Annotated in this window: 20 protein-coding genes and 2 pseudogenes; 11 read left to right on the forward strand and 11 right to left on the reverse strand. The window is 34.8% G+C overall.

Features of this window, described 5'->3' with window-relative positions; all coding sequences use genetic code 11:
• The first annotated feature begins 349 nt into the window (after positions 1 to 349).
• The gene (locus DN393_RS06165) at positions 350 to 454 is read left to right on the forward strand and encodes a YjcZ family sporulation protein (RefSeq protein WP_075310385.1); all 105 of its coding nucleotides are present in this window, start codon (positions 350 to 352) and stop codon (positions 452 to 454) included.
• A gap of 105 nt (positions 455 to 559) precedes the next feature.
• Here the strand turns inward: DN393_RS06165 and DN393_RS06170 are convergent.
• Positions 560 to 679 (reverse strand): annotated as a pseudogene (locus tag DN393_RS06170) (ATP synthase subunit I); the annotation flags it as partial.
• A gap of 37 nt (positions 680 to 716) precedes the next feature.
• Between DN393_RS06170 and DN393_RS06175 the strand changes: the two are divergent.
• The 4 genes and pseudogenes from DN393_RS06175 to DN393_RS06185 form a co-directional block, all read left to right on the forward strand.
• Positions 717 to 1,088, forward strand: a pseudogene (locus tag DN393_RS06175) (dihydroxyacetone kinase subunit DhaK); the annotation flags it as partial.
• Positions 1,089 to 1,257: 169 nt separating this feature from the next.
• Entirely contained in the window at positions 1,258 to 1,401 is a 144-nt protein-coding gene (locus DN393_RS31430; RefSeq protein ID WP_154131894.1) for a hypothetical protein, read from the forward strand.
• 92 nt (positions 1,402 to 1,493) lie between these two features.
• Positions 1,494 to 1,850, forward strand: coding sequence for a hypothetical protein (locus DN393_RS06180; RefSeq protein ID WP_081257056.1), 357 nt, complete (start codon positions 1,494 to 1,496; stop codon positions 1,848 to 1,850).
• 26 nt (positions 1,851 to 1,876) lie between these two features.
• Positions 1,877 to 2,311: a hypothetical protein gene (locus DN393_RS06185; protein ID WP_064473774.1), complete on the forward strand. Its 435-nt coding sequence runs from the start codon at positions 1,877 to 1,879 to the stop codon at positions 2,309 to 2,311.
• Between the two features lie 143 nt (positions 2,312 to 2,454).
• Here DN393_RS06185 and DN393_RS06190 read toward each other — a convergent pair whose 3' ends face one another.
• From DN393_RS06190 to licT, 7 genes are all read right to left on the reverse strand, one after another.
• Positions 2,455 to 2,826 carry an ATP synthase subunit I gene (locus DN393_RS06190; protein ID WP_064473773.1) on the reverse strand — a complete coding sequence of 124 codons (372 nt, stop codon included), beginning with the start codon at positions 2,824 to 2,826 and terminating at the stop codon, positions 2,455 to 2,457.
• A gap of 39 nt (positions 2,827 to 2,865) precedes the next feature.
• The gene (gene pssA / locus DN393_RS06195; RefSeq protein WP_098111561.1) at positions 2,866 to 3,450 is read right to left on the reverse strand and encodes a CDP-diacylglycerol--serine O-phosphatidyltransferase; all 585 of its coding nucleotides are present in this window, start codon (positions 3,448 to 3,450) and stop codon (positions 2,866 to 2,868) included.
• Positions 3,443 to 3,901 (reverse strand): MarR family winged helix-turn-helix transcriptional regulator, encoded by a 459-nt coding sequence (locus tag DN393_RS06200; RefSeq protein WP_064473772.1) that lies wholly within the window; start codon positions 3,899 to 3,901, stop codon positions 3,443 to 3,445. The genes pssA and DN393_RS06200 overlap by 8 nt, the downstream gene beginning before the upstream one ends.
• 154 nt (positions 3,902 to 4,055) lie before the next feature.
• Complete coding sequence (locus DN393_RS06205) at positions 4,056 to 5,495, reverse strand: 6-phospho-beta-glucosidase (RefSeq protein ID WP_098111562.1); 1,440 nt, start codon at positions 5,493 to 5,495, stop codon at positions 4,056 to 4,058.
• A gap of 95 nt (positions 5,496 to 5,590) precedes the next feature.
• Positions 5,591 to 7,483, reverse strand: a complete 1,893-nt coding sequence (locus DN393_RS06210; RefSeq protein WP_149173370.1) for a beta-glucoside-specific PTS transporter subunit IIABC — start codon at positions 7,481 to 7,483, stop codon at positions 5,591 to 5,593.
• A 54-nt stretch (positions 7,484 to 7,537) separates the two neighbouring features.
• Positions 7,538 to 7,717 (reverse strand): hypothetical protein, encoded by a 180-nt coding sequence (locus DN393_RS06215; RefSeq protein WP_064473769.1) that lies wholly within the window; start codon positions 7,715 to 7,717, stop codon positions 7,538 to 7,540.
• A gap of 63 nt (positions 7,718 to 7,780) precedes the next feature.
• Entirely contained in the window at positions 7,781 to 8,629 is an 849-nt protein-coding gene (gene licT / locus DN393_RS06220; protein WP_064473768.1) for a BglG family transcription antiterminator LicT, read from the reverse strand.
• Positions 8,630 to 9,187: 558 nt separating this feature from the next.
• Here licT and DN393_RS06225 point away from each other — a divergent pair.
• Complete coding sequence (locus DN393_RS06225; protein WP_064473767.1) at positions 9,188 to 9,454, forward strand: YmzC family protein; 267 nt, start codon at positions 9,188 to 9,190, stop codon at positions 9,452 to 9,454.
• Between the two features lie 153 nt (positions 9,455 to 9,607).
• Positions 9,608 to 9,718, forward strand: a complete 111-nt coding sequence (locus DN393_RS06230; RefSeq protein WP_000505686.1) for a YjcZ family sporulation protein — start codon at positions 9,608 to 9,610, stop codon at positions 9,716 to 9,718.
• A 119-nt stretch (positions 9,719 to 9,837) separates the two neighbouring features.
• Here DN393_RS06230 and DN393_RS06235 read toward each other — a convergent pair whose 3' ends face one another.
• The 3 genes from DN393_RS06235 to DN393_RS06245 all read right to left on the reverse strand — a co-directional run bounded on the left by DN393_RS06235 (position 9,838) and on the right by DN393_RS06245 (position 12,005).
• On the reverse strand, positions 9,838 to 10,392 hold the full coding sequence (locus DN393_RS06235; protein ID WP_000065737.1) for an HPP family protein: 555 nt from the start codon (positions 10,390 to 10,392) through the stop codon (positions 9,838 to 9,840).
• A gap of 118 nt (positions 10,393 to 10,510) precedes the next feature.
• On the reverse strand, positions 10,511 to 11,095 hold the full coding sequence (locus DN393_RS06240; RefSeq protein WP_064473765.1) for a CGNR zinc finger domain-containing protein: 585 nt from the start codon (positions 11,093 to 11,095) through the stop codon (positions 10,511 to 10,513).
• Positions 11,096 to 11,759: 664 nt separating this feature from the next.
• A complete protein-coding gene (locus DN393_RS06245) occupies positions 11,760 to 12,005 on the reverse strand; it encodes a hypothetical protein (protein WP_000013675.1) in 246 nt (81 codons plus the stop codon).
• Positions 12,006 to 12,205: 200 nt separating this feature from the next.
• Between DN393_RS06245 and DN393_RS06250 the strand changes: the two genes are divergently transcribed.
• From DN393_RS06250 to DN393_RS06265, 4 genes are all read left to right on the forward strand, one after another.
• A complete protein-coding gene (locus DN393_RS06250; RefSeq protein WP_000540377.1) occupies positions 12,206 to 12,331 on the forward strand; it encodes a YjcZ family sporulation protein in 126 nt (41 codons plus the stop codon).
• A gap of 223 nt (positions 12,332 to 12,554) precedes the next feature.
• Positions 12,555 to 12,896, forward strand: coding sequence for a PadR family transcriptional regulator (locus DN393_RS06255; protein ID WP_098111564.1), 342 nt, complete (start codon positions 12,555 to 12,557; stop codon positions 12,894 to 12,896).
• A complete protein-coding gene (locus DN393_RS06260) occupies positions 12,889 to 13,371 on the forward strand; it encodes a hypothetical protein (protein WP_000607003.1) in 483 nt (160 codons plus the stop codon). Before DN393_RS06255 ends, DN393_RS06260 begins: the two co-directional genes overlap by 8 nt.
• Positions 13,368 to 13,895, forward strand: coding sequence for a permease (locus tag DN393_RS06265; protein WP_149173371.1), 528 nt, complete (start codon positions 13,368 to 13,370; stop codon positions 13,893 to 13,895). Before DN393_RS06260 ends, DN393_RS06265 begins: the two co-directional genes overlap by 4 nt.
• The last annotated feature ends 8 nt before the right edge of the window (positions 13,896 to 13,903 follow it).

Below are 13,903 nucleotides of genomic sequence, written 5' to 3' on the forward strand. Positions count from 1 at the left end.
CTTATTAATGGTATGATTGTCATCACTCATAAAAACCCTCAAGTATGTCGTTCCTTTATTAATTTCAACGTTTAGACAGATACATAATTCAAAAACTAAAACGTGTATTGCAATTATCGATATGAAATATTTCCAAAAACAACTTAACATGGTAAAATAATATTCGGACGGGAGTCCAATATTATTAAAATTAAGATGGTTCAAGTCGGAGGAAGGCACCTTAAGGTGTCTTTTCTTTATTTTCAAAAGGACCTGCTCCATTATTGTGTAAAAAACATAAAGTAAGTTGAATCCATTAAAATACATGAGTGACCCCTTGTTTTCCCCTCTTATTAAAGGAGGAACTATTATGGGATTTGGTGGTAGTTGTAGTAGTAATTGTGGCGGCGGCTTTGCTTTACTAGTTGTATTGTTTATTTTATTGATCATTGTTGGAGCTTCTTGCTTCTGCTAAAAAACTATCGGAAAAGACACTCTTATATGGGTGTCTTTTCTTTGTAATAAAAAGCTCTCTATAAAGGAAGGTTTTCACATCCAAATTAGTGATTTACACAGCACTTTATTCCTTCGCATCCCTCATACTATAATACCCCAAATTAACAATAATCAAGAAATACCCACCCATAATTCCAGCAGCAAATGTCCACATGAATTCATGGTGTTCAATTTCATACAACACAAAAGCTATTGAAATAGCTACTTTCCTTGCTTTTAAAAACGCTGATAAAGTCTTTTGCGTTGTCGGTATTCGTGTTGAAAAAGATTACTGTAAAGAAGCGCTGTCCTCTTCTGAAATATTAGCAATCGAACTAATGAATAAACTAAAAAGCATTTATCACTGGAGAAAAGGGGACAACTTAGCCATCCTCATTAACAGACTCGGCACAACGCCATTAATGGAACAATACATTTTCGCAAACCATATTCGCCGTTTATGTGAGCTTGAAGGATTACAAGTTACATTCGTAAAAGTTGTTACCCTTCTAACTTCTTTAGATATGAAAGGTGTTTCGCTCAGTTTGCTTAAGGTAGAGGATTTGGATTGGGTGAAGTGGGTGAAGTCCGATGCTGGAGTGGGTAATTGGTGATAAAACAAGGTGGGACTCTAGGTTCCCATCTTGTTTTTTATATGCACCTAGTTAAAAAAATCCTAACAACCACACAAAACGAAATTCTGATAATATAAAATAGATAATCATTTCTATATGGAATTTTTTTCATATACATAGCTATCTTATTTAAGGGGGATAAAGAAATTTGAAAATTTTAGTAACACCTGAGCTATTAGAAGAAACAGCAAATAAATTTAAAAGTGCACAAGAGCAATCACAACAACAACAACAACAACAACTGGAAATATCTATTTTAGTAATAAAACAATCATTGGATATCAAAGTTTAAATGGTATTACCCATCAAATACAAAAAATAAACAATGAGCAATTATATGTAGAATCAAAGACTCTTTTACAACTTACAATTAAAGAAGATCATTTGCAAAATAAAAAGTATGGATCAATATCTACTGACTTAATAAAAAACATTCAAAAACTAATAACACTACCCTCTCAAGAAAGTATTAAAATTTTAACTGCTCATGATTTTGATATAAAATCTGCAGAAAAATTCCTACAAGACCTAAAAACAACAAAAAATATATATAGCGTAATAAAACTTGAAACAAAAGATAATAAAGAAATTACTTCTGATAATGGCTTCTTTATTATTGAAACCAAAGGAAAACAATGGTTATTTTCTCAAAATGAACAAAATGATGGAACATTATCATTAACGAACCTCAATGATGTCCTGTTTGAGCAAAAAATAAATCAATTACTTAACAATCGCTGAAATTAAATTGGAGCTGATTTTTATTCATGAATAGACAAAATTCTTCTAATAACAAAGGTGATTCCTCAAATAAAATTGCTGCTTTTATTGCGGCGCTAGGAGCTCTATTAGTAAGTGTAGAAGTATTATCTAATTTTTTTATAATTTTTTGGTTAATGATAATAGCAATAACAAATTTAATAGTTATATTTTATCTTCAAATTAGTGTTTTTAGTTTAGTAACAACAATCCTTTTTGTAATCTTTTACTTTATATACAAAAAGTTATTTGCACATTCTAAATTCGTAGAAATCTTTTCAAAATATAATATGATTATTACAATAGTTTCTTTATTAATTTTAAATGTTTTATACATATATCAAAAAATGTTTAACGGTGCATTAATTACTCCTGTGGTAATCATTATTACATGGTTAATTTACAAATTTATGTTTAAAAAAATAAAAAATAAGAAGAGCTAGTTTTATAGAACATACTCAAAATGGAGTACTTGCTTTCATTGTTTTATTTTGGGAGAAATTTATTGTAAGTGTTAATAATCCGCCTCAAGTATATCTTTCCATGCTTGAGGTGGAGGTTAATTTCTAATTTAAAATATACTAATCTATTTCTCCGCATCTCTCATACTATAATACCCCAAATTAATAATAACCAAGAAATACCCACCCATAATTCCAGCTGCAAATGTCCACATGTACTCACGGTGTTCAATTTCATACATAATAACTGCGCCGAGTATGGCGGCTGCAAACCGATTCATCATGCCAAGCATTGGTGCTTTTTCTTTTTGTACGATGCTATTTCCGAACTTTTCAATACGCCTTCCTAAGATCCAGGCGCAGTACATACTAACTAAAAGGCCAACGCTTATCCCTACAAACTGGGCTGAAAAAGGTGTCAGCAACCATCCCAATAACATCACGCCTAGCAAACAATATATTTGTATGTTGAATGATCTTAATGCGATACGAATCATGTTATGCTCCTTTATCTTTCTCATTGTAATACCGTATCATCAATCCCATCTTTCGGACTTCAAACCTTCCGATATATCCTTTTTAAAATGGGGGAATTTGATTTTGCTCACCATTAAATAAGCGAGTACGCATGTGCCCAATGCCACGGAAACTGGATTATGTAGGAGGCATAAAATGAGGAGACACATTGCCGCAAATGGAATGGGCATTCCGATGAATGTTGGGAGTTTGCTTTGTTGTGTATTAAATCTCGCAAGCCGCAGCATTCCGCAAATACTATACGCAAGGGCACCTATCATCCCAATAAACTGCAAATCTTTTAAAGCGACACTATATGCAAGAATAGACGGTGCCACACCAAAGGTCACTAAATCCGCAAATGAATCTAATTCACCGCCCATTTCCGAAACAGAATCTAGTTTCCGAGCGACCATACCATCAAACAGATCAAATACCATACCTGTAATAATGAACATAACTGCACCATACATATCATGAACGAAAACAGCGTGAATAGCCAAAAGCCCACACACAAAATTTGCTATCGTAATCATATTTGGTATGTAACTCATCACACGCTTCTCCTCCTTTCTACTAATTGCTTCATCTTGCTTCTTACTCATTAGACTCAAGATCCTTCTGCTTTTCTTCCAATATCACTTTATTTATTTTTGTTAACGTATCCGTCATTTGCTCTAAGGCATTGATATCAATTTTTGAGAAGTATTTTTCAATTAATACATCATCTAACTTTGCCAATTGCTCTATATACTTACTACCGTTTGGACCAATTGTAAGGAAATACTCCCTTTTATTGTTAGGATTAACTTGTTTTGAAATCATCTGTTGCTTTTCCAATTTCGATAAAACTTGGCTCACCGCACTTTTCGTTATATTAAACGTACTCGCAATGTTATTTGCTGTCGTATTTTCATTTAAATGAATATGAAATAGCATGCTCTCTTGCTGCCCAGTAAGACCGAACTCATCCTTTAAATCTTGAAATAGTAAAATGTAGAGTTCCGTGTAGGCTCGATTCATTTCATTAATTACTTCTTTATACGATTTAGTCATAGCATTCTTCCTCCATGCTGTTATTTCGTTTTCTAATAGTTTAGTTCACTTAACTAAACTATATTATACCTTTATGTTCGTGTAAAGGGAAATGTCGCTCCATCATTCACAATGAAAAAAAGAAGACATCCATTAAGATGTCTCCCTTTCATACTTAAGACTCCAAACTCTTACCATTCGTCTTAATTACTTCCTTATACCAATCAAAACTTTTCTTCTTCGATCTTTTTAATGACCCTTTTCCTTCATTATCTTTATCAACGTATATATATCCGTAACGTTTTTTCATTTCTCCAGTAGAAGCACTTACAAGGTCAATTGGGCCCCAGCTTGTATATCCAATAATATCTACTCCATCTTGGATTGCTTCGGACATTTCAATCATATGCTTTTGCAAGTAATCAATACGGTATTCATCATTCACTTCGTCTTCACTATTTAATTGGTCAATTGCACCGAGACCATTTTCAACAACAAATAACGGTTTTTGGTAACGATCATACAGTTGGTTCGCTGTAATACGGAAGCCTTTCGGATCAATTGTCCATCCCCACTCTGATTTTTCAAGATATGGATTTTCAACAGAACCGAATACATTCCCACTCGTTATGCTTTTTAACACTTCTGGATCTGTACTTGTTGCTCGGCTTGAATAGTAGCTAAAGCCAATATAATCAACTGTATGCTCTTTTAAAATTTCCTCGTCTTCTTTTTCCATTTCAATTGTTACATTGTTATCTGTAAAGAAGCGTTTTGCGTATCCAGGATATGCTCCTCTTGCTTGTACATCAATGAAGAAGAATGATTCACGGTCTTGTTCCATCGCACGAAGAACGTCATCTGGATTACATGTGTACGGATACGTTGCACCCGCAGCAAGCATACAACCGATTTTTGCATCTGGAATGATTTCATGACATGCTTTTACAGCTAACGCACTTGCGACAAGTTGGTGATGCGCTGCTTGATACTGAATTTGTTTTTTGTTATCCCCTTCTTTAAACGCTAGACCTGCTCCCATGAAAGGTAAATGTAAAAGCATATTAATTTCATTAAACGTCATCCAATATTTCACTTTATCTTTATATCTATTAAAAATAGTTTTTGCGTACGTCTCGAAGAAGTTTACAAGTTTTCTACTTCTCCAACTTCCATACTTTTCTACTAAATGAACAGGTACATCGAAGTGAGCCATCGTAACAACTGGTTCAATACCGTGCTTTAACAGTTCATCAAACAAATTATCATAAAACTGTAATCCTGCTTCATTTGGCTTTTCATCTTCACCACTTGGGAAAATACGCGTCCACGCAATCGATACACGTAACGCTTTAAATCCCATTTCTGCAAAAAGAGCGATATCTTCTTTATAACGATGGTAAAAATCAATCGCCTCATGTGAAGGGTAAAACTCTCCTTCTACCGGTGTAAAGGAATGAATATTTCCTTTCATAATATCCCAACGGTTTTCACCAGTTGGTAATAAATCAACCGTCGTTAACCCTTTTCCGTCTTCTACATATGCGCCTTCAACTTGATTGGCTGCAGTTGCTCCACCCCATAAAAATCCTTTTGGAAAATTAACTTTAGACATATAGAAAAACTCCTTTATATAAGAATGAACGAAGAAAGCTATTGTAAGTTTTAAAGAATACCTTTCTTCGTTTGAACCTGTATGAAATGTAACTACTATTTAACTCCTAACTTTAGTAAAGAATCTCCTGCTTGAATCTTTTCTATTTCAGTTTTTTTGATGCTATATTTATCATAATTTGTAACAACAACTGGTGTTGTCACAATATAACCCGCCTTTTGAATTTCAGCTATATTAAACTCAATCAGTAATTGCCCTTTTTCTACTCTCGTTCCTTGTTCAATATGAGAAGAGAAAAATTCGCCGTTTAATTTCACAGTATCCATTCCAATATGGATTAAAATTTCAGCACCTGAATCCGCCGTAATTCCTACTGCATGATTCGTCGGGAAAAGCGCAGCAATCGTACCTGAAACTGGTGAAAACAACTTTCCTTCTGAAGGCTCAATCGCAACTCCTTCACCTAACGCACCTGATGCAAATGCAGCATCGTCAATATTTTGAAGCGGCATAACAGCGCCATGGAAAGGACTAAAGATTACTTCATCATCGTTTGATGCAGCAATTTTATTACTTGTTTCCTCTGTTTCTGTAGATGTTTTCTTTTTCGTAAAACCAAATAAGTAAGTCAAAATAAAACCTACTACTAAAGAAACAACCATTGAAACAATTGCGCCCCAAAATCCAGCTGTAATCCCATCTTTCGGACTAATAAATGTCGGAAGCGTAAATATACCAAGTCCGCCTGTCATATAAGCTTGTGTACCAAATACGCCAAGTATTGCGCCGCCAATTCCCCCAGCGATACAGCTCATAATAAACGGCTTTTTAAGAGGAAGTGTAATCCCATATATCGCCGGCTCTGTAACGCCGAAAATACCTGAAATAAAAGCTGGAATGCTAAGTGTTTTTAATTTTTTATCTTTCGTTTTCATCCAAACGCCAAGCACAGCACCAATTTGAGCAAATGAGGCAGCAAATATAAGTGCTAGTATCGGATCAACAACGTTTACTGCTAAATTGTTATAGCCAATCGGAACGACGCCCCAATGAAGGCCAAATATGACGAGCACTTGCCAGAAAGCACCGAGTAAAGCACCTGCTACTAATGGGCTTGCATGATACACCCAAAGCGTTGCCTGTCCTAAAAACTGCCCTGCCCAGGTCGCAATTGGACCAATAACGAGAAATGTAACTGGTACAACGATTAATAATGTGAAGAATGGTAATAAAAATGTTTTCACAACATCCGGAATAACTTTCTTTAAAGAATGTTCTACTTTCGCTCCAAAATAAGCAGCGAGAATAATTGGAATAACAGATGATGCATAGTTCATTAAAATAACTGGTATGCCTAAAAACGTAATATGAATTGGTGATTCAAACATCGTTCCTGCAAATAACGTATATAATGGCTCAGTGGCTTTTAAACCTGATAAAGCTGGATAGACTAAAGCCCCCCCAATTGCCATACCGATGAATGGTGATCCCCCGAATTTCTTACTTGCTGTATATCCTAAGAAGATCGGGAAGAAATAAAATAACGAATCGCCAACTGCATTTAATATTTGATACGTTCCTGACTGTGTACTTAACCAGCCTAACGCTACAAATAATGCATTAAATCCTTTAATCATCCCAGTTGCAGCTAACACTCCTAAAATAGGAGTGAAAATGCTAGAAAGAATATCTATAAGACTACTCTTTTTCTTCTCACTCGTATTTTCTTCCTCAGCTTCTTGAAACCCTCCAGCAGCAATAACCGCTTTGTATACGTCAGATACATGGTTACCAATTACAACTTGATATTGTCCGCCGCTTTTCATAACAGTCACAACATCTTCCATACTTTTCAGTACTTCTGTATTTGCTTTCCCCTCATCCTTTAACTGAAACCGTAAGCGAGTTATACAATGTACAACGCTATGTATATTTTCTCTCCCGCCGACATTCTTCAGTATGTCTTTTGCTAATTTTTCATATTTCATAGTAACTTTCCCTCCCTACAATCATCCCATTTTTTATTTTTATAAAGTGAAACTTTAATCAGTGGGGGTTTTGTTCATCCCCCACTGATTATTAGTTGAACCAATCGGGTCTTTACGGGCAGTTGATCTTCCACCTAACTTCTTTGCCACAGCCAATTTTAAGGTGGGAGTCTTACTGCCCGTTAATACGGGATAAAAGAAAAAACCTAAACTAACCGTAACGGCGTGATACATACGAATCACTCCATTACAAGTCAATTTAGGTTTTGCCTGCCAAACAGTAACAATCCCGTTTATTCAATTACATAATTCATTGCGTTTCGTTACACGATGAATGTGCAACGTTACATACACTTTTTCATCTTTTGAAAGATGACTATTATGTGCTTTTCGTAAGTATGCTTCAATTTTTTCTGTACAACAATATGCCTCTTCATACTTACTTTTCACTTGCTCGTATAAAAAATCATCATCGGCCGAGTTCAATTCCTTCTGCATTAAACGCTGCGCAAAATACCGTAAATGCGTTACAAACCGACTATAATTAAATGAACTTTCATCTAAGTTCATCTTATAGTGGTACTTTACAACATTTAAAATATCTTGGACGATTTTCGTCATCGCTATCGTTTGTTGCATCGCCGGCTCTCCTTGCTGCGCATTCACGAAATGTAGTGCAATTGACCCTGCTTCATCTTCAGAAAGTGTAAGCCCAGTCTCTTCTTCAATTATGTTCAAAGCTTGTAGACCAATTTCAAACTCTTTCTGATAAAATCTCTTAATCTCCCAAAGCAAAGTATTTTTGAGATCCATTCCTTCTTTATGCCGCGTTAAGGCAAAACTTAAGTGATCCGTTAATGTAAGATAAATATAATCACTTAAAGTCCCCGGCAAAGCTGTCTTAGCAAACTGAATAATTCTCTCTGTAATCTCTAAATTTTCGACAGGAATTTCAGTTAGCAACCTAGCAAGTTTCTCTGATAATTCTTTTGTCTCTAGCACAAAGGTCTTTTCTATCTTAGATTCATCAATAGCATCGCCAACTTTTTTCTGAAATCCCAAACCTCTGCCCATCAGTACAACTTCTGTCTCATTATCCTTCATCGTACAAACAACATTGTTATTTAAGATTTTATGGATTCTCATATTGTTCCGCCTTCTTCTTCTTAAAGTCACAAAAGGTAATAAAAAAACCTAAACTGATTCCAAAAGCCACACTACACCCGTAGCCTCTAGATCAATTTAGGTTTTGCCTGCCGAACAGTAACAATCCTTTTACTTATTAACTTACCTTTATTATACACAAAGAGTAAGCGGTTGCAATAATAAATTATTGAATATTTTTTTACAAAGAAAAATACTAACAATCGATCAGCTGTTGCTTGCATTCATTACAAGACTAGATATATACATCATTATATTTTACAATTACCGTAGATAACTTACGTATTTTACCATATTTACCATCCTGAATAATCAAACATAATCATTAATAAAATTCCATATAGACCCAGTAATGGTTAAAATGTTATAATAAAATTACCCTACATAGTTACTCATATTCAAACTGAGGAACTAGCGTCTTATTAAGCAATGCGCATAACTCAAATAAAAAAGACACTTTACAGTGTCTTTTTTATTTATTTTCATAAGAATTATCTCTTTTATTAACAAAATCTATTAAACAACAAAGGAGACTATCGAATGGAGAATACTGTATCGAGAGAACTACGTAACATACGTATATGCCTTATTATCTTGATCATTGTCATTGCGTTTTGGGATCGTGAGAAAACTGTGGAAATCACTGATCAAGGTAGTGATCCTATCGTAAACACGAGCAATATGACCCCAGTTGGCGATAATACATTTGCCTATAAAGACGAATCTAATCAAATTAAAATATTTAAGTTTGACCCGAATACAAATGAAATAAAACTAATAAAAGAGTTTTATGCTAACGAATATTAATGAAATTACATTGGACAAAAGGCACCTCAAGGTGTCTTTTTTATTTTCAAAAGGACCTGCTCATGTTTATACTTCAAAACATAAAGTAAATGGAATCCGTTAAAAAACACGAGTGACCCTTTGTTTTCCCCTCTTATTAAAGGAGGAACTATTATGGGATTTGGTGGTAGTTGCGGTGGAAGCTGCGGTTTTTCTGGAGGATTTGCACTATTAGTTGTATTGTTTATTTTATTAATCATCGTTGGAGCTTCTTGCTTCTGCTAAAAAACTATTGGAAAAGACACCCTTATATGGGTGTCTTTTCTTTGTAAACTAAAAAAGTATGAGAAATGAAAACATAGTAAAAATGGGATACTTACTCAAATGGTTTTTCACCTTATAAATTATATCCAAAAAGTTGGATAGCTCCTTTTACTACTCATATTATTAATAAATAAAGCAATAACTACAATAACAAGGGAACCAACTAAAACCGGTGTTACTAAATAACTCCAACTGTATGCTCCTAAAATAACGACAATGGGATCAGCCCCTGCCGGAGGATGCGTTGTTCTTGTTAACATCATAATAGCAATCGACATCCCAACTGCTAAAGCAATTGTCCAATATTCATTTCCAAACAAATGATATATTGATAGACCAATGAAAGTTGAAATCAAATGTCCTCCAATAATATTACGCGGCTGAGATAGCGGTGCATTCCAAACTCCAAACGCTAATACACAACTCGCTCCAAATGGAGCCATTAATAATTCTGTAGAAGTTATACTCGTTAAATATGTTAAGGTGAGAATCGTTAAAAATCCTCCTAATAATCCCGTTAAAGAGTCCTTTATATTTACTTGTAATGGACTTCTTCCTTTCCCTTTCATTTTTGCAAAATATCGTACACTTATTGGTTGATCCTCTTTCTGCTTAGCTGCTGTTATATTACTCATCATTCTCCTCCTTTATTTACCAATAATTATATCCCGAACAAACTAACCGGTCAACATTGATTTTAGAGGTTAGTTTAAAGACGCAGAAAAAAAGAATCAACTGTTATAAGTTGATTCCCTAAACTTCTTCAGATTTTCGAACCTGAAATTTTGCTACCTTTTTTCGGTTCCCACATATTTTCATAGAACACCATTTTCGCTTTCCACTTTTATCTATAAATAATAAAACACAGTCAGGGTTTGAACACCTTTTAAGAGAAATAAGCTCATTTTCTACTATTAACGTTAAAGCATCAAATGCAATTAACGATACAAGTACATCCTCAATTTCTCCAACTGGAATAGGTACTAAACTCTGTTCAATAACTTTATATGTAAATGGTGCCTTCTCAATTTGTTTTTCTAAATACGTAATAAAATCATCAGAGATTTCGTGCTGATCGGCAATTGCCTCAAACTGTTTTCTCAGTAATTCTCTTAGCTCCAGTATGCTAGATGTAACTTGATTCATTCGCTTTTGAATTCCTATAAGTGTTTTTTCATTCCAGAAAGGAAGATTAACCTTTATTACATGTAGCCATTCTAATACATCTTCATCTGTTATTAATAAATCATAACGTTGTCCACGCCTAACTAACTCTGTATTCACTAAATCTAATGAGAGATTTCCAGATATAAGCGGGAATTGCTTTCTTTCCTGCATGTACTCATCACCTACTCTTTAAACAATCATATTCCAAATTAATACAGAAGTGCAACTTTTTTATAAACTACAAAGTATGAAGAGCAAAACCTTTAGCCATAATTACGACTAAAGGCTTTTTGTATATAACTCAAAGAGGAGCTAACTTTATGGAACATAATAAAAATGGAATGCTTGCTTTAACCGTTTTGTTTGTAGGACTAGCATTTTTTGTTATCGGCATGGTTTATCATTTATGGGGAACAGCTTAAAAATTAATAGTAATCCATTTAGAAGAAATTCAGATACAACATCCGGGTCTTCACCTCATTAAGCACCAATAATCTTTTTCCTAGTCATGAAACCCCTCATAATGCTTCAGGGGTTTCCCCCTTAAAACAATTATAAAAAAAAGGCCCCATCAATGGGGCGCTCAAAAAATAATATAAGTAAATGAATTAAAACAAATAACAGACAACTACAATATACAAGATTAACATCATATAATCTATATATATGCAACATTACATAAAAAATCTTTATTATTACATGCTATACTAAAAAAGGAGTCGACAATCGTTATTTTCTTCTTATTTTTAAAGCAATATGGATATACCTTCTTAACTCATTTGGATTGTACAAGCAAAAGAAGACATCGTAATCGATGTCTTCTTTTCTTATATTTTTATGAATTCTTTTGAGCAGATGCTCTCCAAGCACGAAAAGATGTCGGGTGTCCAGAATGAGCTCTTTGCTTTGCAGCAGCAACAGCTGGTTTTTCTTCAATAGTCGTTGGTTTCTCTTCCACAATCGCTGATTTTTCTTCAAGAGTAGTCACAGCTGTTTGTATTTTTTCCAACTGCTCTTTTAAAGCTTGCTGTTCAATCTTTAAATCCGTAAGTAATCGTAAAATCATTTCAGAATTGGCCATAAAGATCCTCCTTCCCCCAATACACAGAATAAAATACAATATGTCATCAGCATAATACCCGTGACAAAAATAAGGTCGTCAATTCTTATAAAATCTAAGTATCTTTTATTTTTCAAAAGGACCTGCTCAAGTTTATCCGTAAAAACATAAAGTAAATTAAATCCATTAATTAAATGGTCTTTATGGAAGGAGGAGTTAATATGGGATATGGCGGTAGTTGTGGTGGAGGCTGCGGTTTCGGTGGCGGATTCGCTTTACTTGTTGTACTCTTTATCTTATTAATCATCGTAGGAGCTAGCTGTTGGGGCGGCGGATTCGGCTGCTAATAAGAGGCACTCTTGAGAGTGTCTTTTTTTTGTTTTTGGATGTACAACCCCTTCTCATTGGTAGTTTATCAACGGTAATAGTTAAAAAATAGTATCCTTGTAATTCCCCCCTCGAAATTCGCACATTTTAAAATTGACATAACACCTCATGCACCATATACTGTTAACAACAGTATACTGTCATTAACAGTATAAATACTAATTCATTCAAGGAGGTATATCCATGAAACATACAGGAAGACATACAGGTGCATTTCTTTTGTTATTTTTGGCAGAAGGAGATAACTATGGCGGGCAATTACTGCAAAAGTGCGAAGAAGAACTTCCCGTCAATCCAATCGATAGCGCCATTTTATATCGCACGCTAAAAAAATTAGAGAACGAAGGTGCAATCGAATCTTATGTAAGTACAGATCATCAAGACAAACCGAGAAAGATGTACAAAATTACGCCTGTTGGAAAAGGACAATTGGCAGATTTCCAAATGGATATTGAAGAAAAAATGAAGAACTTATCCTTTTTCATAGATAAATATAAAGACTTAAAGGAATCTGATCATGATTAACGGCGTAATCCTTTACACTTTAGCCATTATTCTTACGGGGATTTCTTTTATGAAGGACCGCACGAAAACGAAAGCTGCTCTAATGAAGTCATGGAAAATGTTTCGCAATCTTCTACCCGCCATGCTTTCCATCATGCTTTTCGTTGGCTTATCGCTTTCTATATTAACGCCGTCTTTCATCTCTTCCATCATTGGAGAACAGTCCGGATTTATCGGCATTGTTTATTCAGCGATACTCGGCTCCGTTGCACTTATTCCAAGCTTCGTCGTATTTCCTCTCGGTAATACATTAATTCAACACGGCGCAGGCCTTCCTCAAGTTGCAGCACTTATGTCTACACTCATGTCAGTAGGGCTTACAACATTACCGATGGAACAAAAAATATTCGGACGAAGCTTTGCTTACGCACGTAATGCATCTGCTCTGCTCATGTCTCTCCTATTCTCCTATATCATTTGGGTGGTGATGGTATGAAGGAACTAAAAAAATATCGCTTCTTTTTCATCTTACTACTGGGGCTCATTGTATTAACTTTTATAAATCAATCTTTAGGATGGCGCGCATTACAATTAACAGGGAATAGCATTTTAGATATGTTGTTTCTCCTCCCCCCTGTCCTACTATTTGTAGGATTACTTGATCAGTGGGTGAAGAAAGAAACGCTCATGAAATATATGGACGAAAAATCCGGTATATACGGAATCCTATTTTCTTTATTATTAGGCGGCATTGCAGCGGGTCCTCTCTACGTTGCCTTCCCAATTGCAGCACTACTCCTAAAGAAAGGTGCAAGCATTCGGTACATCGTATTTTTCTTAGGCGTTTGGACAACTGCGAAATTGCCAATTCTCGTGTATGAATTTTCTTCATTTGGAGCTACTTTTACACTCATTCATATTGGTTTCGGGCTAGTATTCTTTTATGTAATGGGGCTTATTTTTGAGAGGTTTTATGATCAGGGACAGTTGCTAAGGTATGATGTTACAAAAGAAATGTAAAAAGACAT

Source organism: Bacillus sp. BPN334 (assembly GCF_008368885.1).
Lineage (GTDB): Bacteria > Bacillota > Bacilli > Bacillales > Bacillaceae_G > Bacillus_A > Bacillus_A wiedmannii.

Coding starts and splice junctions, on each gene's coding strand:
- DN393_RS06225 (WP_064473767.1), top strand. CDS start 9,188: ATGGAGAATACTGTATCGAGAGAACTACGTAACATACGTATATGCCTT.
- DN393_RS06250 (WP_000540377.1), top strand. CDS start 12,206: ATGGGATATGGCGGTAGTTGTGGTGGAGGCTGCGGTTTCGGTGGCGGA.
- DN393_RS06185 (WP_064473774.1), top strand. CDS start 1,877: ATGAATAGACAAAATTCTTCTAATAACAAAGGTGATTCCTCAAATAAA.
- DN393_RS06215 (WP_064473769.1), bottom strand. CDS start 7,717: ATGTATCACGCCGTTACGGTTAGTTTAGGTTTTTTCTTTTATCCCGTA.
- DN393_RS06265 (WP_149173371.1), top strand. CDS start 13,368: ATGAAGGAACTAAAAAAATATCGCTTCTTTTTCATCTTACTACTGGGG.
- DN393_RS06190 (WP_064473773.1), bottom strand. CDS start 2,826: ATGATTCGTATCGCATTAAGATCATTCAACATACAAATATATTGTTTG.
- DN393_RS06200 (WP_064473772.1), bottom strand. CDS start 3,901: ATGACTAAATCGTATAAAGAAGTAATTAATGAAATGAATCGAGCCTAC.
- DN393_RS06240 (WP_064473765.1), bottom strand. CDS start 11,095: ATGCAGGAAAGAAAGCAATTCCCGCTTATATCTGGAAATCTCTCATTA.
- DN393_RS06210 (WP_149173370.1), bottom strand. CDS start 7,483: ATGAAATATGAAAAATTAGCAAAAGACATACTGAAGAATGTCGGCGGG.
- DN393_RS06230 (WP_000505686.1), top strand. CDS start 9,608: ATGGGATTTGGTGGTAGTTGCGGTGGAAGCTGCGGTTTTTCTGGAGGA.
- pssA (WP_098111561.1), bottom strand. CDS start 3,450: ATGAGTAAGAAGCAAGATGAAGCAATTAGTAGAAAGGAGGAGAAGCGT.
- DN393_RS06165 (WP_075310385.1), top strand. CDS start 350: ATGGGATTTGGTGGTAGTTGTAGTAGTAATTGTGGCGGCGGCTTTGCT.
- DN393_RS06205 (WP_098111562.1), bottom strand. CDS start 5,495: ATGTCTAAAGTTAATTTTCCAAAAGGATTTTTATGGGGTGGAGCAACT.
- DN393_RS06255 (WP_098111564.1), top strand. CDS start 12,555: ATGAAACATACAGGAAGACATACAGGTGCATTTCTTTTGTTATTTTTG.
- DN393_RS06260 (WP_000607003.1), top strand. CDS start 12,889: ATGATTAACGGCGTAATCCTTTACACTTTAGCCATTATTCTTACGGGG.
- licT (WP_064473768.1), bottom strand. CDS start 8,629: ATGAGAATCCATAAAATCTTAAATAACAATGTTGTTTGTACGATGAAG.
- DN393_RS06235 (WP_000065737.1), bottom strand. CDS start 10,392: ATGAGTAATATAACAGCAGCTAAGCAGAAAGAGGATCAACCAATAAGT.
- DN393_RS06245 (WP_000013675.1), bottom strand. CDS start 12,005: ATGGCCAATTCTGAAATGATTTTACGATTACTTACGGATTTAAAGATT.